The following is a 17,528-nucleotide window of genomic DNA, read 5'->3' on the forward strand; positions in this document are numbered from 1 at the left end:
GTAGGACCGGTCGAATATCGGGCGAGCATGCCGCGTGGGTGACGGATCGCATTACGCCAGCAGCAGGCGACATACCCAAGATTTGTGGGACGTGGTCAGCCCGACCAGACATCATCATCGCCCACTCATAACTGATAACCCGCTTCGATCACCCATTGTCCACCCGAAGACCGCAGGTCGCCCGCGTTATCACGCTCACCACGCCACTCAGGACGCAATGGAGCTGGGAACCGGTGGACCAACTTCCGCAGAGCATGGCAATCCCTCAGGCAGCATACGTACCCGCGATGACAGGGCGTTTCCCAGTTGCCCATGTTTCGCGTGCCCTGCCGAGGGCACCAATCTGCAACACGTTTCCGCAGTTCAGCCACCTTTCCTGATCAATGGATTGTTCTGTTGCCAACGGGTGGTATCCGCCGCGCCTTCTTCGCCGAGGCGTCGAGTGTCTCCGACACTGCTCGATCCTTCCCGCCGAACCGTCAGGTCCGGCCAGTCAGACCAAGGTCGAATCCGCTGTTGTTCCGTCAGTCCCGGCAACGGACAACGGCACCACCACCGGAGGCGGCGACGTCATCACACTGGACCTGGCGCGGGGGGCGCTATTCCCCGGCGCATCACCCAGGCTGCCACCGCGCTGCGGCGGACGCGGCCGCGTGTCACTGCGAAGAAGGGTTCCTGATGGTCAGCTCGGACCCACCCGTTACCGGCCCGTGCGCGACACCCTGTTCTGAGTACAGGGCACGGACGTCGCGCGGCTCGTCAGTGACGTAGCCGGGCGGCTGCGGCCAGAATCGGGGTGCTCACGGCGGTGGCTGCGGCGCCGAGTGTGGTGTCGGTGGCCAGGATCCACCGGACGGTCTTCATGGCCAGGGTGAGGACTTCTCCGCCACGCTGCCGCATGTCGGCTTCGAAATGTTCCACGGCGTCGGTGAGGGTCGCGGTGCCTGCGGCGGCGGCGTTCACGTGCTCAAGCAGGCTGGCGGCGTCGCGGATGGCCGCGCCCGCTCCCATTCCCGCGGTGGGCGGTGTGGCGTGGACAGCGTCGCCGAGCGCGGTGATTCGACCCGCAGGCCAGGGCGCGAGATCGTCCGCGCGGGTGGAGGCGGCGTTGAAGCGGAACCCGGCCACGCTGCGCGGGTCGGCCTGGGCGATGACCTCGAGCGTGTGCTCGGCCCAGCCCCGTTTGCGAAACCGGCCCAGCAGCGCGGCCTGCAGCGCACCGCCGCGCAGGTCACGCAGGGAGTCGGTGCCGGCGGATTCGGGGAACATCGCGCCCCAAATGTAGGTGGGTCCGGTGGTGATCGACGTCCGCAGCTCGGGAGCGTCGAGCGCGGCGTTGCCGACCGGGTCGAGGAAGCCGATATAGAGCGCTGCCCCGTGCGGGCCGATCGCCAGCCCCGATCGTGGCCTCAGTCGCTGCTGCTCGCCGGGGCTGAGGTCTCGCACGAGGGTGCGGCCGGAGAACCCGATGATGCCCGCCGGTCTGTTGGTCGGGCCTCCCGCCAGGTGGCGGGCTACCACCGAGTGGGTGCCGTCCGCGCCCACCACCAGATCCGCCGAGACCGGCGCCCGATCGGTGAACAGCACCTGGGGCGCGCCGTGGTCATCATGGCCGACGCCGGACGCGCTGCATCCCAGGTGCAGGGCATCACCCACCGCTTCGGCCAACAACATCCGCAGGGTGATCCGATCCACGTCGACACTGCCGCTGCCGCTGAGGTCCGGCCCGTGGCCGAGCAGCCGGCCGCGGCGGTCCCAGAACGCGTCACGCTCGCGCAGCCGCAGCGCCGACCCCGATGCCAGCAACCGCTGCATGATCTTCGGTTCCACTAAATCTTTCAGCGCCGACTGCGCCCGCTCGTCCAGGGTGATGTGGTAACCGCCTGTCGCCGCCACGTCGGTGTCGCGGTCGAATACCGCCACCTCGAATCCCCGGCGCCGCAGCCCTGCACCCAGGGCGAGCCCGCCGATCCCGCCGCCGACCACAACCACCCGCATACCCAACCGTCCTCTCTGCCAATGCTCGCTGAACAGAACCCACCCTGACATCGGTAGAGGACACCGAGTGACCACTACCGGTCATGATGAGACGATGGCGAACACCTCGCACCGGGCGTTGCGACTGCTGTCTCTGCTCGGGTCAGGACGGCAGTGGCCGCTGCGCGAGCTGGCCACCCGGCTGGAAGTCAGCGAACGCACCGTTCGCCGCGACATAGAAACACTGCGCCGGCTCGACTACCCGATCACCACCATCCACGGCCCCGACGGCGGCTATCGGCTCGGCGCCGGGCACACCCTGCCGCCGCTGCTGTTCGACCACGACCAGGCCCTCGCGGTCGCGGTGGCCCTGCAGACCGCACCCAGCACGATGTTCGGCCTCGGCGACGACGCGGCGCGGGCACTGGCCACTCTGCACCAGGTCATGCCGCCTGCGCTGCGGGCATCCATGGAATCCCTGCGCCTGACCCGGCTGCAGAACTACTGGGAATTCCCCGCACCTCCCATTGACCCGGCCGCTCTCACCGCCGTCGGAACCGCGGTACGCCACCGCCGCCTACTCCTCACCGAGACACTGCGTCCGGACGGCACACGCCCCGAACCCGGGGATCCCGATTTCCTGCCCGCACACCGCATCGAGCCGCATCACCTGGTGGTCTGGGCCGCCCGGTGGTACCTGGTCGCCTACGACCTCACCGACCACGAATGGCGAGTGCACCGCGTCGATCGACTGAACTCCCGCCCCACCACGCAACACTTCTCCGCCCGCGCGCTTCCCGACGACGACCTCGCCCACTTCGTGATGAGCACCCACAACCGCGGCGACACCCCCGCCGACTGGCAATGCACCGGCACCGCACGGCTCAACCTGCCCGCTCACATCGTGGCCCGCTGGGCGCCAGGCGGCTCCGTCGTGGAACACCTCGACACCGAACACTGCCGGCTCACGCTCGGCGCCTGGTCCTGGGCCGGTGTCGCCGGCATCCTCGCCACCTTCGACACCGAACTCACCGACCTTCACCCAACCCAGCTCGTCCACGCATGCCGCCGGCTCACCCGCCGATGGGCCACTATCGCCGACACATGAGTTCGTTGTGCGCGCTCAGCTTCCGCTCGGCTGGTTCGGCAGTGAACGCATCACCGCTGAACTCGGCGCCGTTCGTGCGCGGCTTATTCTGCTGAGCCGACATCACGGCTGCTCATCGAACGGCCGTGCCGCCTCCGCCTGACAGGCTGCTGATCGCGCAGACCAGCGCCACGAACGGGTCGGTGATACCCCCACAGCTCCCTGCGACCGACACGGCCGGTGCGGGCGCCTGCGGTTCGAGCGGCAACGGCGCCGCGGCGGCCGCCCCAGCACCGGTCAGGGTTGCGGCACCGATCACGGCGGCGGCAAATCCACGTACTGCGAACATTCCAACTCCTCGTGTATCGGGTAGACGGCCGAACCTGATCGGCAAGCCCTCACCACGCATGACCCGAATTGTGTTGTCCTCGAATCGGGGGGTGCAGAACTCAGTGATTGGTCGAAGGCAGGTCGCGGCAGCCTCGAGATCCGCCTTGCCGGTTCCCGGGCAGCGGCCGGACCATGAGTTTGTTCGCCAAGCTTTCGGTGATGACGCCGTAGCCCGCGATATCGGTGCGCCAGTGCATGGCGAACTTGGGCCACAGCTCGCCGCGCCACACGAAGGTGAGGGACGTTTCCTCGTCGGCCTGGATCTGGATCGGCTCGACGAGCCGCACCAGAGTCCAGATGTCGTCTTCGGACTCTTCGACAGCGATCGCCAGGCGATGTGGTGGCTCGGCACCGCGATAAAGATCGACTCGGAGTTGCTGCATCTCGATGTAGTACTGGCATTTCGTTTCGACGCCGAACACGAACCGGTCCGGACCCACTTGGTAGCCGTGCACTTCGAGGAACGGCACCGAATCGACGGTCCAGTTGGTGGCGATCAGCGCCGCCAGTTGTCGAATGCCTTTGTCGGAGTAACGGCGTACGTGACGTTGCTCGTAGCCGCGCTCTCCCCCGAAGTCGTCGAGCCTGCCGAGAACGGTTTGTTTGTCGCTGGTCAGGCCGAGTGAGCTGGTTGCCGCTTCCAAGCCCGTATCCCGCTCCGCGCTCAGTATCAGGTGCTCGAGGGTGTTGTAGGCGATCTGTGGATCGCCCGCGCCGAGCAAGCCGCGAATGACGGGGCTGCGGGCGACCGCGGCGGGTGTCAGTCCCTCGCTGGCCTTACGGATGGCAAGCAGCTCGGCTCTCACCTGGTCTTCGAGGCTCAACGGGTTGTCCGTGAGCACCGGAACGCCGGGATTCGCTCGGTCATGGCATTTCCTCTGCCGCCTCGCTATGGAGGCGGCCCAGTTCGGCGGCGAGTTCGGCAAGGGCGTCGATGTCGTCGCCGTCGTGGTACAGCGCCAGGCCGGTCGCGCCGCGGGTCGAACTGCTCATCTCGATGACCTCCGCGGGGAAGCCGATCGTCCGGGTCACGATGGTGGGCTGCATTTCTCCGAGCCAGATCAGCTGAAGGTGGACCGGGAATCCGACGTCGACCTCGATGGCGTTCTGCGGCTGGAACTTGTCCTGGCCGACGGCTTCCATGTCCTCGCGCGCGAAGACATGGACGGCGTGCGTTTCGGCGCCGACGACGATCAGCATCGGGTCGTTCATGACGTAGCCGTGCATGTGGTAGATCGTCGGAAGCACGATCAGGACGGTGCCCTCGCGGCGGAGAACGTCGAGATGCAAGGTGGGTGGCTCGATGCCGGACGCCTGCACGATGAGGTCGGCAAGGATTCGTTGGCCGGACATCGACCACCGCCGGACGCTGCGGCTGGATGGCTGGTCTTTTCCTTTGGGCTCTCGGTCATGTTGTTCGGCCGCGAACTGATCAAGCGATCCTCGGTGTTGCCGGCGTAGCCGAACCCACCGAGATGGGCGAACGCCGCGCCCACGTCCTGGCTCGTGCTGCGCTTGCGGATGCCGTCGAGTACCAGGTACGCCTGCCCGGTACCGAAGTCGGTGTGCGCCGGGAAGATCGGCTCACTCGCGAGGGCTACTGTGTGCTGTATGCGGTGGGCGGTGCTCGTGGGCTTGGTGATGATGTCGTGTGCGTGTTCGCATAACACCATCGGGCACCCACAGCCGGCGAGGGAACCGGGTTCGTCGCAACCCAGCACGTCGGCGGGTGCGCCCGAGGGCGAGTTCCGGGATCGCGTCGACTGGGTTCGGCGAGGGTCGCCGATTGATCTCGGGCCGTATCACTCGGTCCGAGTCGAGGGCGGGCCGGTGACCGATCTGGCGGCCGATATCGCGTTCGTCAGCCCTACGCGCAAGATCAGCTGCATTACCGGGACCGCGTTGGGTATGGACGGATTCGACTGCGTGGTCGAACTGAAAGTTCCGGCGCCCGCACCCGGAGAAGGCTTCGGGAGCTGGTTCGGCGGATACGTCACCTACTCGGGCCAACGCCTGACCGTCGGCCAATTCCGCGGTGATCCAGGGCTTTTCATCCATGGTGAGGGACAGACGCTGCCGTACGACAGCACGCTCACCTTCGGCGACTACGCTTGCCGCCTCGCGACTACCGGCCTCACGTGCGTTGATACCGAGACGGGCAGTGGCGTGCAGATGAGCAGCGACGGCGTCGTCCCGCTCGGCTGCCTGCACGAGGTCCCGGAGGCCGATCGGGAACCGGCCGTCGGCCGCGCTTACGCCTGCTGAGCAGAAGCGGCTGCCGTCGGCTCCATTGGACGAAGCTGCGTGCCGGCGAGGCGCACTCGCATGTGAAACGCGAACGGCGCCGCTCCCGAAGGAGCGGCGCCGTTGTCAGCGATTCAGCGAATCACTTGATGATCTTCGTGACGCGACCGGCGCCGACGGTGCGGCCACCCTCGCGGATCGCGAAGCGCAGACCCTCGTCCATGGCGACCGGCTGGATCAGCTTGACGGTCATCTCGGTGTTGTCACCGGGCATAACCATCTCGGTGCCCTCGGGCAGGGTCACAACGCCCGTCACGTCAGTGGTGCGGAAGTAGAACTGCGGACGGTAGTTGTTGAAGAACGGGGTGTGGCGGCCGCCCTCGTCCTTCGACAGGATGTACGCCTGGCCCTCGAACTCGGTGTGCGGGGTGGTGGTGCCCGGCTTCACGACGACCTGGCCGCGCTCCACGTCCTCGCGCTTGATACCACGAACCAGCAGACCGACGTTGTCGCCCGCCTGGCCCTGGTCGAGCAGCTTGCGGAACATCTCGATACCGGTGACCGTGGTCTTGGTCTTGTCCGGACGGATGCCGACGATCTCGACTTCCTCGTTCACGTTGATCACGCCACGCTCGACGCGACCGGTGACGACGGTGCCGCGACCGGTGATGGTGAACACGTCCTCGACCGGCATCAGGAACGGCTTGTCGGTCTCACGAACCGGGTCCGGGATGGACTCGTCGACCGCGGCCATGAGCTCCAGCACCGACTCCGACCACTTCGGGTCGCCCTCGAGCGCCTTCAGACCGGAGACCCGCACGACCGGCGCGTCCTCGTCGAACTCCTGGGAGGCCAGCAGCTCGCGGACCTCCATCTCGACGAGCTCGAGGATTTCCTCGTCGTCGACCATGTCGGCCTTGTTCAGCGCGACCAGGATGTAGGGCACGCCGACCTGACGGGCGAGCAGCACGTGCTCACGGGTCTGCGGCATCGGGCCGTCGGTGGCGGCGACCACGAGGATGGCACCGTCCATCTGCGCCGCACCGGTGATCATGTTCTTGATGTAGTCGGCGTGACCCGGCGCGTCGACGTGCGCGTAGTGGCGCTTCTCCGTCTGGTATTCGACGTGGGAGATGTTGATCGTGATACCACGAGCCTTCTCCTCCGGCGCCTTGTCGATCTGATCGAACGCGAAGCTCTCGTTCAGATCCGGGTACTTGTCAGCCAGCACCTTGGTGATCGCTGCGGTCAGCGTGGTCTTGCCGTGGTCGACGTGACCGATGGTGCCGATGTTGACGTGCGGCTTCGTCCGCTCGAACTTCGCCTTCGCCACTGTTTGTCCTCCTGGACTTGTTGGTGCGTGCAGTTGCAGCAGTGCGGGGGTCATCCCCGCGGACACGGGGAAAGGGGTATTACAAACGCCCGGGAGCCATTTACTCGCCGGTCGCCTTGGCGATGATCTCCTTCGACACGTTGGCCGGAACCTCCGCGTACGAGTCGAACACCATGGAGTAGTTCGCCCGGCCCTGGGTCTTCGACCGCAGGTCACCGATGTAACCGAACATCTCCGAGAGCGGAACCAGCGCCTTGACGACACGGGCACCACTGCGTTCCTCCATGGCCTGGATCTGACCACGGCGGGAGTTCAGGTCGCCGATCACATCGCCCATGTAGTCCTCGGGCGTGGTGACCTCGACCGCCATCATCGGCTCGAGGATCACCGGACCGGCCTTGCGGGCCGCTTCCTTGAGCGCTTGCGCACCCGCGATCTTGAACGCCATCTCCGACGAGTCGACGTCGTGGTAGGCGCCGTCGAGCAGCGTGACCTTCAGGTTCACCAGCGGGTAGCCGGCGAGCACGCCGTACTGCATGGCGTCCTGGGCGCCCGCGTCCACCGAAGGGATGTATTCCCTCGGCACGCGGCCACCGGTGACCTTGTTCTCGAACTCGTAGTGCGCGCCGTCCTCGCCGACGAACGGCTCCAGCGCGATGATCACCTTCGCGAACTGGCCGGAACCACCGGTCTGCTTCTTGTGCGTGAACTCGAGCTTCTCGACCCGCTTGGTGATCGTCTCGCGGTAGGCCACCTGCGGCTTGCCGACGTTCGCCTCGACCTTGAACTCGCGCTTCATACGGTCGACCAGGATGTCGAGGTGGAGCTCGCCCATACCGCCGATGACGGTCTGGCCGGTCTCGGCGTCCAGCTTGACCGAGAAGGTCGGGTCCTCTTCGGAGAGACGCTGGATCGCGGTGCCCAGCTTCTCCTGGTCGGACTTGGTCTTCGGCTCGATGGAGACCTCGATGACCGGGTCCGGGAAGGTCATGGACTCGAGCACGATCTGGTTCTGCGGGTCGCACAAGGTGTCACCGGTGGTGGTGTCCTTGAGGCCGATGACCGCGTAGATGTGGCCCGCCGAGGCCACGCCGACCGGGTTCTCCTTGTTGGAGTGCATCTGGAACAGCTTGCCCAGACGCTCCTTCTTGCCCTTGGTCGAGTTGATGACCTGGGCGCCGGAGTCGACCTTGCCGGAGTACACGCGGACGTAGGTCAGCTTGCCGAAGAAGGGGTGCACCGCGATCTTGAACGCCAGGGCCGCGAACGGCTCCTCGGCGCTCGGCTTGCGGGTGAGCAGCTGGTCTTCCTTGCCGGGGACATGGCCGGTGGTGGCCTCCACGTCCAGCGGCGAGGGCAGGTAGTCGATGACCGCGTCGAGCATGGGCTGCACGCCCTTGTTCTTGAACGCCGAGCCGCACAGCACCGGGTAGAGCTCGGAGGTCACCGTCAGCTTGCGGATGGCACCCTTGATCTCCTCGACGGTCAGCTCTTCGCCGCCGAAGAACTTCTCCAGCAGCGCTTCGTCCGACTCGGCGACGGTCTCGAGCAGCTCTTGGCGGTACTGCTCGGCCTTCTCCTTCAGGTCGTCCGGGATCTCGACGACCTCGTACTGCTCACCGAGCTTGGTCTCGCCGCGCCAGACCTTGGCGTTGTTCTCGACCAGGTCGACGATGCCCTCGAAGGTGTCCTCCGCGCCGATCGGCAGCTGGATGACCAGCGGCTTGGCGCCGAGGCGGTCCTTGATGGTCTGCACGGTGAAGTAGAAGTCCGCACCGAGCTTGTCCATCTTGTTGACGAAGCAGATCCGCGGCACGTCGTACTTGTCGGCCTGACGCCACACCTGCTCGGACTGCGGCTCGACGCCCTCCTTGCCGTCGAACACCGCGACGGCGCCGTCGAGCACGCGCAGCGACCGCTCGACCTCCACGGTGAAGTCGACGTGCCCGGGGGTGTCGATGATGTTGATCTGGTTGTCTTTCCAGAAGCACGTGGTAGCCGCGGAGGTGATGGTGATACCACGCTCCTGCTCCTGCTCCATCCAGTCCATCGTGGCGGCGCCGTCGTGGACCTCACCGATCTTGTAGGTGATGCCGGTGTAGAAGAGGATGCGTTCAGTTGTGGTCGTCTTGCCCGCGTCGATGTGGGCCATGATGCCGATGTTGCGGACCTTGTTCAGGTCGGTGAGCACGTCCTGTGCCACGGAAATCTTCCCCGCTCGTAGCTAGTTGGGATTATCGGGGACGACCCTGTGGTCGCCTCTATGTCAACGCCGGAAGCGGCCGGTGAGTGCCGCGCTCCGGCTGTGCCTCCCCGACCCAGACGACGGGCCGGGCAGACGTCACCAGCGGTAGTGCGCGAAGGCCCGGTTGGACTCGGCCATCTTGTGGGTGTCCTCGCGGCGCTTGACCGAGGCGCCGAGGCCGTTGCTGGCGTCGAGCAGTTCGTTGGCCAGACGCTCGACCATGGTCTTCTCCCGGCGCGCACGCGAGAAGTTGACCAGCCAGCGCAGGGCGAGGGTGTTGGCGCGGCCCGGACGGACCTCGACCGGAACCTGGTAGGTGGCGCCACCGACTCGGCGGGGCTTGACCTCCAGCGACGGCTTGACGTTGTCCAGCGCGCGCTTGAGGGTGACCACCGGATCGGTGCCGGTCTTCTCCCGCGCCTGCTCCAGCGCACCGTAGACGATGCGCTCGGCCGTGGACTTCTTGCCGTCCAGCAGGATCTTGTTGACCAGCTGAGTAACCAGCGGCGAACCGTAGACCGGGTCGTTGATCAGCGGACGCTTGGGTGCGGGGCCCTTGCGTGGCATATCAGCTCTTCTCCTTCTTGGCGCCGTAACGGCTGCGGGCCTGCTTGCGGTTCTTCACACCCTGGGTGTCGAGCGAGCCGCGAATGATCTTGTAGCGGACACCGGGGAGGTCCTTCACACGGCCGCCGCGCACGAGCACCATCGAGTGCTCCTGCAGGTTGTGACCCTCGCCCGGAATGTAGGCCGTGACCTCGACCGCGCTGGTCAGGCGAACACGCGCGACCTTGCGCAGCGCGGAGTTCGGCTTCTTCGGGGTCGTGGTGTACACGCGGGTGCACACGCCACGACGCTGCGGGCTCCCCTTGAGGGCCGCGGTCTTCGTCTTGGCGACCTTGTCGCGGCGACCCTTGCGGACCAGCTGGTTGATGGTTGGCATAGACCGGCTTTCCTTATTAGTTAACGCGGTGTGTGGACTTCATGTCTGTTTTGAGTTCGCGGCGTTCCCGGGGCCCTTGGTGGAGGCAAGCTTCCACTTCCGGGCCCGTCGTTCACGCCGCTGTCATCGAGCTTTCACTCGCACGTCCGGCCACGTTTCTCGCGTCCCGAGGTCGGGCGTGTCGCGCGCGGCGCGGAGCCCGGATTCCGGGCACGCTGGAGTCGTCGGCCGCTCTCGCTGGCCTACGGTCACGCACGAACTTGCCCGCATGCTTCCGGGCACAGCGGTCCACGATACCCGTGGCCGGGACACAGGGTCAAAGCGGGTCGGCCCGGCGCCGGTCTACCTGGCCAGGTTCAAGGTCATTTCCATCAGCTTCCCGGCCGCGTCGCACGGATCGGGGTGCGCCGAGCCCGGCCGGTAGTTGATCCACCAGCCGATGACGCCGTTGTCCGGCGCGCTCGCCGTCACCCCACAGGAGTCCGGATCGTTCGGCCTGCGGATCTGCAGCGCGAGGGCGCTCTGCACGGTGATGTTGGTGGTGGTGTAGCCCAGCTTGTTGTTCGTCTGCTTCTCGTTGCTCAGCGTGCCGTTCTCGTACCAGTTGAGCGTCGCCATGCCGTTGCCGCCGGGCGCGCCGACCAGGTCCCACATGCAGACCGCTCCGAAGAACGACTCGCTGACCTGGATGCTCTCGCCGATGGCCTTCCCGATCTGCTCTTTGGAGAGGATCTCGCACTCCCGGAGCAACTTGTCCAGCTTGGTGTTGATCGACTGACTTCCGCCCACCGGATGCGCGGACCCGGACACCACGCGGCTGCAGCCGCCCACGGACAACGCCAGGGCCGCGGCCACGACGACGGCCGCGCCACGCCGGTACAGACCTCGTCGGACGTTCATGCTCTCCCCCTACTGCAATCGCTGCAGAGTCAGCTCGGCGAGGGCACGGCTGCGGTCGCACGGATTCCCGAGGTTATCGGAGAAGAACCCGAAGGACGTCGACCACTCGAAGAAGTCGTCGCCCAGCTGCACCGCCAGATCGCAGATCTGTCCGCCCGGATCCAAGGCTGCGAAACCGTCCCGGCCGGCCACCTTGATCGGATCGGGAGCGCGGCCGTTGACGGTCACCCACGCCCGCTCCCGCTCGATGGGGCTGCCCCGGTAGGAAGCGAATGTGATACTCGGAGAACCGATTCCCGCCGACTGCCAGTTGCATCCGACGGCGTTGCGGAACACTCCGGAGATCTGGCCGAGGCCACCGAGAGTGCGCACCTCGTCATCGGTCACGTGCCCGCACTCCCCGACGAACGGGCCCAGTGCCACCACCTTCGGCGCGGGACGCGACGGACCGGAGTCCTGCGACTGCTCGCCCGAACCGCAGGCCGTCAGCGCGAGCAGCAAGGCTGTCGCGATGACGACCGCCGACTTGATCCGCATGGGAAGAACTCTACCGATTCCGCGACGAGGTGACCGTCCGACGAAGGCGGCCGCGTGCGGCGCCTCACAAATTGCCGCGAGCCGCTTGTTCGCGTTCGATCGCCTGGAACAGCGCCTTGAAGTTCCCTTTGCCGAAGCCGAGAGAGCCATGGCGCTCGATCAACTCGAAGAAGACGGTGGGCCGGTCGGTGAGCGGCCTGGTGAAGATCTGCAACAAGTAGCCGTCCTCGTCCCGGTCGACCAGAATGCCGCGGCGCCGGAGTTCCTCGACCGGGACGCGGACCCGGCCGATGCGAGCCCGCAATTCCGGGTCTTCGTAGTAGGCGGCCGGAGTCTCCAGGAACTCGACGCCCTCCCTGCGTAAGGCGTCCACGCAGGCGAGGATGTCACCGGTGGCCAGCGCGATGTGCTGGACGCCGGGTCCGCGATAGAACTCCAGGTACTCATCGATCTGCGAGCGTTTCTTGCCCGCGGCGGGCTCGTTGAGCGGGAACTTCACCCGGTGGTTTCCATTGGCGACGACCTTGCTCATCAGCGCGGAGTACTCGGTGGCGATGTCGTCGCCGACGAACTCGGCCATGTTCGTGAAACCCATGACCCGCCGGTAGAACTCGACCCACTCATCCATCCGCCCGAGTTCCACATTGCCCACGACGTGGTCGATCGCCTGGAACAGGCGGTTGGGCGCGCCGTCGCGCCGCTGATAGTTGGAGCGGCGGGCGACATAGCCGGGCAGGTAGGGCCCCCGGTAGCCGGAACGGTCGACCAACGTGTGCCTGGTCTCGCCATAGGTGGCCAGCGCCGCCGAACGGACAGTGCCGAAGTCGTCGGTGTCGTCGTGCGGCTCGACCAGGACGGTGGCGCCGTGTGCGCGCGCCCACGCCACGCAGCGGTCCACGTCGGGCACTTCGAGCGCGATGTCGACTACGCCGTCGCCGTGCCGATCGTGATGGGCGACGAGTGGACTGTCCGGGTCCACCGCGCCGGTGATCACGAAGCGCGCCGCGCCGCTGCGCAGGACGAAAGCCTTGTGATCCCGATTGCCGGTCTCCGGGCCGGAGTAAGCCTCCAGCCGCATCCCGAAGGCGGATTCCAGGAAGTGCGCGGTCTGGGTGGCGTTGCCGACCACCCAGACCAGGGCGTCCCACCCGATGACCGGGAACGGGTCACCGCTGTCGTCGTGGTCGACCAACCCCACGAGCGTGCGTAACTCGCCGTCGCTGGGAACGGCGGCGGGCCGGGCGTTCGGCAGGTGCTCGATGGTCATCTTCCAAGGAAATCGCCGGGTCAGCCGAGTAGGCAACAGGGTCGATTCTCGATAGGCAGTGTGGCGAATTCGGCTAGCAACCGGCAGGTGATGCTGGACAATTTGAATAGCTTCGATGGGTCGGGCAGCGAGCCCGCCCCGGCGCTCGAACGGAGGCCGCCATGATGCGCACACCGGCGAAGCTCGACGAACTCGATCTCGCCATCCTCACCGCGATGCACGAGTACCAGAAAGCGGGCATTCTCGAACTGTCCAGGCGGACCAAAGTCGCCAGGGCAACGGTGCAATCCCGGATCTCGCGCATGGAGGAGTCCGGCGTGATCGCCTCCTACGACCCGCAGATCGATGTCACCGCGGCGGGGTTCGACGTGCAGGCGTTCGTCACGCTGGAGATCGCCCAGGGCGCGCTGGACACGGTGGCGGCCGAACTCGACGCCATCCCCGGCGTGCTGGAGGCTTACGCCACCACCGGCTCCGGCGACGTGCTGTGCCGGATCGGAGCGGACTCGCACGCCGGATTGCAGGCCGTGCTGCTGAGCATCGACCGGACCTCCTCCGTGGTGCGCTCGCACAGCGTCATCGTGCTGTCCACCGTGGTGTCGCGCCGGGCGCTGCCCCTGTTGCGCACGCTGAGCCCCACCGGAACCACCAAGGCCCCCGCATACCGCGCGGCCCGCGAGCCGTAGCGGAGTTCAGGGGCGCAGGTCGGCGTGCACGTCGAGGATTTCGACACTCCCCTGCTTGCCCGCCTCCAGGAAGGCGAGCAGAGCGTGCGCCTCCGCCTCCACCTCGGCGCGCTCGGCGTTCGTCCAGGTCCGGGTCGGACTGATGCGCAGCCGCGCGGACTCGGCGGTCACGAAGACCTTGTACAGACCGGAGAGGAACCCGTCGATCAGCACCGGGGAGACCTGAGCGGCGAAGGAGCGCAGCGGAGGGGCCGTGCCGTCGGGCACGATCCGCGTTCGGTCCTGGTGCGACAGCAGGGCGTTGTCGTACCAGCCGAGCAGCCGCACCGGAGCGGGCGCGTCCGGATCGGCCAATTCGGCGTCGGCCACGTCGTAGAGCGTGCGGCCGCGCTCGTCGGTGTAGGTGCGCACCCGATCCCCGAGTTGCGCCACCGCCCGCTTCATGCCGAGCAGCCTCGACCAGGTCTGCATGTCCATCGTGCTGGCCGGGCCGAAGGCACGCAGATAGCGGAAGAGCAACTCGGCCAAGGGATAGGTGGGATCCAGGGGTGCGCCGAGCCAGGGCTCGACCCGCGACCAGATCGGCCTGCTGTTGTCTTTCCACTTCCCGCGCGGCGGCGTCTGCAACACCGGCAGTTGATACAGCCAGGTCTGCAACACCGCGCCGGGGTCGCGGTCGGGATACAGCTCGGCGGCGCGGGCACGCAGGTCCGCGGCGGACATCGGCTCGTCGCCGAGCACCGCCTCGCCGTTGCTGCGCACCTCATCCGGATCCAATCCGACCATGGCGCCGTAGTTGAAGCCCTTGCGGAAGGGCGCTTTCTCCAGTTCCGGCTGCACGTGCGGTGCGATCCGCAACGCGTCCGGCGGGGTGACCATATGGATGGTCCCCCGCATCAGAGTGATCCGGACCAGGGAACGGTCCTCCAGCGCGTCCGACACCGTCGCCGGATCGAAGGCCGCGACGCGGCTCCACAATCCGACGAACGGCGGCGGCGAATCCTGCGCCTGTAATCCGACGAGGTGCTCGCACATCTCGTGCACACTCAGCCGTGAGCGCTCGAGCAGATGCTGGCGAGCCAGCAGGGTCCGGTTCAGGACCCGATTGGACAATTTCATGACGCGGGCTTGTCGAGACGTCTCAGCGCAGCGTGACCACGACCTTGCCGGTGGCCGTCCGGTTCTCCAGCGAGGCGACGGCCTCGGCGGCCTTGTCCAGCGGGTACAGCACCGGCTCCGGCGGCGCGATCTTGCCGGAAGCCAGCAGCGGCTCCACCTCGGCCCATTGCTCCTGCAGGTAGCCCGGGTGCGACATCACCCATTCGCCCCAGGCCGCGCCGGTCACCTCGACGTTCTTCAGCAGCAACCGGTTGACCTTGACGGTGGGGATCTCCCCCGCGGTGAAGCCGACGACAAGCAATCGGCCCGCCGAAGCGAGCGAACGAACGCTGTCGGTGAAACGGTCGCCGCCGACCGGGTCGAGCACGATGTCGACGCCGCGACCGCCGGTCAGTTCCTTCACCGCCGCGAGCCAGCCGTCGGTGAGCACCACGTCGGTGGCGCCGTTGGCGCGCGCGACCTCGGCCTTCTCCTCGGTGCTCACCACGGCGACCACCCGGCCCGCCCCGAGCGCGGCCGCCATCCGCAGCGTCGAGGTGCCGATGCCGCCCGCGGCGCCGTGCACCAGCACCGTCTCGCCCTCCGCCAGCCTGCCTCGCGTGCGCAGGCAGAAGTGCACGGTCAGGTCGTTGAACAGGATGCCGGCGCCCGCCTCCAGGGAGACGTTGCCGGGCAGCCGGAAGACCATCTGCGCGGGCGTGACGGCCGTCTCGGCCATGGCGTTGCCGAGCATGGTCAGCGCGACGACCCGGTCACCGGGGCGCACGTGCGCGTCCTCGGGAGCTTCCCGGACGATGCCCGCGACCTCGCCGCCGACGACGAACGGCAACTCCGGCTTCATCTGGTAGAGGCCGCGCGTCATGAGCACGTCCGGAAAGGCCACGCCCGCCGCGTGCACGTCGATCACGACGCCCCCCGGGTAGGACGCAGGCTCCGGAATCTCCACGATCCGAACCGCTTGCGGTCCTTCCAGCTTGTCGACCTGGGCTGCGCGCATGTGCTGACCTCTCTGTCCTCGCACCGGCACGATCCACGCCGGCGCCACACCGACAACATAACGGGCGCCGCCCGAGGACGCCCGGCCCGACACCCGATTTTGCTATGCTGGCCGCGACCTCGCGGTCGGGAGGGAAGGGGGATTAATGGTCGAGCAAAACCAGCCGCAAGCTGCGACGATGCAAGTCGATCCCACGGCGCTGCGCTCGTTCGCGCAGACGCTGCGCACGGAGGCGACGTCGGTCGCGGACCTCGGCGCCGGGGAGGACCTCGCCGCCGTCGTCGGGGCGCTGCCCGGCACCGATTTCGGCCCGGTGGCCCAGCGCGCGAACGACGCCGTGCACCGGTGCCTGGAGCGGATCGGGTCCCGGCTCACCACGATCGCGGACAACCTGCACAACGCGGCGGGCAATTACGAGCTGGCGGAGGACGACTTCGCGGCCGAGCTTCGCACCATCGGACTCCAGCTGCCATGACGCTCACCATCCCCGATGTCGAGAACTGGCAGCCGGAGCGCCTTTCGGCGGCGGGCGGGCTGGCCGAACGCATCTCGCAGGGGCTGGACACCGCGGTCGGCAAGGGCGCGGATGACACCAAAGCCCTGGCCGACGCGAAAAAGTGGTCCGGCACAGCGGGCGACGCCGCGAACGCCAGGATGCAGACCGAGAAGACCCGCGCGTCGGCCGTGAGCGCAGCTTTGCTCGAACTGAAGACCGCGCTCACCACCCAGGTGCAGAACCTCGCCGACGCCAAAGCCAAGGTATTGAGCCTGCGGGACGACGCGCTGAACCAGACACCGCCCTTCGATGTCGCGCCCGACGGCACCGTGGGTGCCAAGACGCGAATCGACTACCTCCGCGCGCACGCGGACAAGGCCGACATCGACGGGCTGGTGTTCCAGGAAGCGCTGCAAGCGGCCTCTCGCACGTGGGAGCTGACCAACGCTCTCAAGACCGCCGAGGACGTGGCCGCCCAGGCCAGAACCCAGGTCGAGGGGGCGGCCGGGAAGTTGGAGGCGGCGTTCGCCGGGCTCGGCGAACCGAGCGCGAACGTACCCACGGCCCCCACGACGCCCGCCGCCACCGCACCGGCCGCGACCTCGGGCGCCCCGGTCGCCGCCCCTTCGTCGGACCGGCCGAGCCGGCTGATGTCCGGGCACAACGACTCCGGGTCGTCGTACGGCACATCGTCGGGCACGCCGTACCAAGGTGGGCCGAGTTCGTCCGCGCCGACCGGTCCGCTGCCCAGCGGTGACGTCGCGCGGTGGATCGCCGAGGCGAAGCAGAAGCTCATCGCGATGGGATACGACCCAGCGACCATCGACGAGCGTGCCATCGCGCTGATCATCCAGCACGAATCCGCGGGCAATCCGTACGCGGAGAACCGCTGGGACAGCAACTGGGTGGCCGGACATCCGTCGAAGGGGCTGATGCAGACCATCGACAGCACGTTCAACGCTTACAAGGCGCCCGGACACGACGACATCTGGAACCCGGTCGACAACATCATCGCCGGAGTGCGGTACTCGATCGACCGTTACGGGTCGCTGGGCAACGTGCCCGGTGTCGCCGCCGTGAACTCGGGCGGGGCATACCAGGGGTACTGAGCCGTTCACCGCGATGACCTGCGGCCGCCGAGCCGGCGCTCCCGCCGACCGACCGACTCGTCCCGGGATGCTGAACGCAAGACCCGATTGTTGCTGGCCCAGGTCCCGGTGGGCGGACTATTAAGGAGGTACGGACGGCTCGACGCGAGGGTGTGACGTACGCCCCGTAAAGTCGTCACAACAGCACCGCATGAAGAA

General features: G+C 67.2%; 18 protein-coding genes. 5 read left to right on the forward strand and 13 right to left on the reverse strand.

Features of this window, described 5'->3' with window-relative positions:
* Positions 1-759: 759 nt before the first annotated feature.
* Entirely contained in the window at positions 760-1,998 is a 1,239-nt protein-coding gene (locus K8O92_05100; GenBank protein ID UAK35444.1) for an FAD-dependent monooxygenase, read from the reverse strand.
* A gap of 94 nt (positions 1,999-2,092) precedes the next feature.
* On the opposite strand from K8O92_05100, the gene K8O92_05105 reads away from it, so the two are divergent.
* Positions 2,093-3,085, forward strand: coding sequence for a WYL domain-containing protein (locus tag K8O92_05105; GenBank protein ID UAK33358.1), 993 nt, complete (start codon positions 2,093-2,095; stop codon positions 3,083-3,085).
* Between the two features lie 112 nt (positions 3,086-3,197).
* Here K8O92_05105 and K8O92_05110 read toward each other — a convergent pair whose 3' ends face one another.
* From K8O92_05110 to K8O92_05120, 3 genes are all read right to left on the reverse strand, one after another.
* Complete coding sequence (locus K8O92_05110; protein ID UAK33359.1) at positions 3,198-3,413, reverse strand: hypothetical protein; 216 nt, start codon at positions 3,411-3,413, stop codon at positions 3,198-3,200.
* Between the two features lie 100 nt (positions 3,414-3,513).
* Positions 3,514-4,278, reverse strand: coding sequence for a hypothetical protein (locus tag K8O92_05115; protein ID UAK33360.1), 765 nt, complete (start codon positions 4,276-4,278; stop codon positions 3,514-3,516).
* 40 nt (positions 4,279-4,318) lie between these two features.
* Positions 4,319-4,807, reverse strand: coding sequence for a hypothetical protein (locus K8O92_05120; GenBank protein UAK33361.1), 489 nt, complete (start codon positions 4,805-4,807; stop codon positions 4,319-4,321).
* 477 nt (positions 4,808-5,284) lie between these two features.
* On the opposite strand from K8O92_05120, the gene K8O92_05125 reads away from it, so the two are divergent.
* On the forward strand, positions 5,285-5,719 hold the full coding sequence (locus K8O92_05125; protein ID UAK33362.1) for a hypothetical protein: 435 nt from the start codon (positions 5,285-5,287) through the stop codon (positions 5,717-5,719).
* A gap of 121 nt (positions 5,720-5,840) precedes the next feature.
* On the opposite strand, the gene tuf is transcribed toward K8O92_05125, so the two are convergent.
* The 7 genes from tuf to hppD all read right to left on the reverse strand — a co-directional run bounded on the left by tuf (position 5,841) and on the right by hppD (position 12,923).
* On the reverse strand, positions 5,841-7,031 hold the full coding sequence (tuf, locus tag K8O92_05130; GenBank protein ID UAK35445.1) for an elongation factor Tu: 1,191 nt from the start codon (positions 7,029-7,031) through the stop codon (positions 5,841-5,843).
* A gap of 100 nt (positions 7,032-7,131) precedes the next feature.
* Positions 7,132-9,234 carry an elongation factor G gene (gene fusA, locus K8O92_05135; protein ID UAK33363.1) on the reverse strand — a complete coding sequence of 701 codons (2,103 nt, stop codon included), beginning with the start codon at positions 9,232-9,234 and terminating at the stop codon, positions 7,132-7,134.
* Between the two features lie 138 nt (positions 9,235-9,372).
* Positions 9,373-9,843 (reverse strand): 30S ribosomal protein S7, encoded by a 471-nt coding sequence (gene rpsG, locus K8O92_05140; protein ID UAK33364.1) that lies wholly within the window; start codon positions 9,841-9,843, stop codon positions 9,373-9,375.
* A gap of 1 nt (position 9,844) precedes the next feature.
* Positions 9,845-10,219, reverse strand: a complete 375-nt coding sequence (rpsL, locus tag K8O92_05145) for a 30S ribosomal protein S12 (protein UAK33365.1) — start codon at positions 10,217-10,219, stop codon at positions 9,845-9,847.
* A gap of 342 nt (positions 10,220-10,561) precedes the next feature.
* Positions 10,562-11,119, reverse strand: a complete 558-nt coding sequence (locus K8O92_05150) for a DUF3558 domain-containing protein (protein UAK33366.1) — start codon at positions 11,117-11,119, stop codon at positions 10,562-10,564.
* 9 nt (positions 11,120-11,128) lie between these two features.
* Positions 11,129-11,656 carry a DUF3558 domain-containing protein gene (locus tag K8O92_05155; protein ID UAK33367.1) on the reverse strand — a complete coding sequence of 176 codons (528 nt, stop codon included), beginning with the start codon at positions 11,654-11,656 and terminating at the stop codon, positions 11,129-11,131.
* Between the two features lie 64 nt (positions 11,657-11,720).
* A complete protein-coding gene (hppD, locus tag K8O92_05160) occupies positions 11,721-12,923 on the reverse strand; it encodes a 4-hydroxyphenylpyruvate dioxygenase (GenBank protein ID UAK33368.1) in 1,203 nt (400 codons plus the stop codon).
* Between the two features lie 164 nt (positions 12,924-13,087).
* Here hppD and K8O92_05165 point away from each other — a divergent pair, with 164 nt between their 5' ends.
* On the forward strand, positions 13,088-13,609 hold the full coding sequence (locus K8O92_05165; GenBank protein ID UAK35446.1) for an Lrp/AsnC family transcriptional regulator: 522 nt from the start codon (positions 13,088-13,090) through the stop codon (positions 13,607-13,609).
* A gap of 6 nt (positions 13,610-13,615) precedes the next feature.
* Here the strand turns inward: K8O92_05165 and K8O92_05170 are convergent, their stop codons facing one another.
* Positions 13,616-14,728 (reverse strand): winged helix DNA-binding domain-containing protein, encoded by a 1,113-nt coding sequence (locus K8O92_05170; GenBank protein UAK33369.1) that lies wholly within the window; start codon positions 14,726-14,728, stop codon positions 13,616-13,618.
* A gap of 22 nt (positions 14,729-14,750) precedes the next feature.
* Complete coding sequence (locus tag K8O92_05175) at positions 14,751-15,725, reverse strand: NADPH:quinone oxidoreductase family protein (GenBank protein ID UAK33370.1); 975 nt, start codon at positions 15,723-15,725, stop codon at positions 14,751-14,753.
* 145 nt (positions 15,726-15,870) lie between these two features.
* Here K8O92_05175 and K8O92_05180 point away from each other — a divergent pair, with 145 nt between their 5' ends.
* The gene (locus K8O92_05180) at positions 15,871-16,200 is read left to right on the forward strand and encodes an ESX-1 secretion-associated protein (protein ID UAK33371.1); all 330 of its coding nucleotides are present in this window, start codon (positions 15,871-15,873) and stop codon (positions 16,198-16,200) included.
* The gene (locus K8O92_05185; GenBank protein ID UAK33372.1) at positions 16,197-17,330 is read left to right on the forward strand and encodes a transglycosylase SLT domain-containing protein; all 1,134 of its coding nucleotides are present in this window, start codon (positions 16,197-16,199) and stop codon (positions 17,328-17,330) included. The genes K8O92_05180 and K8O92_05185 overlap by 4 nt, the downstream gene beginning before the upstream one ends.
* The last annotated feature ends 198 nt before the right edge of the window (positions 17,331-17,528 follow it).

It is taken from the genome of Nocardia asteroides (genome assembly GCA_019930625.1).
Taxonomy (GTDB): Bacteria; Actinomycetota; Actinomycetes; order Mycobacteriales; family Mycobacteriaceae; genus Nocardia; species Nocardia sputi.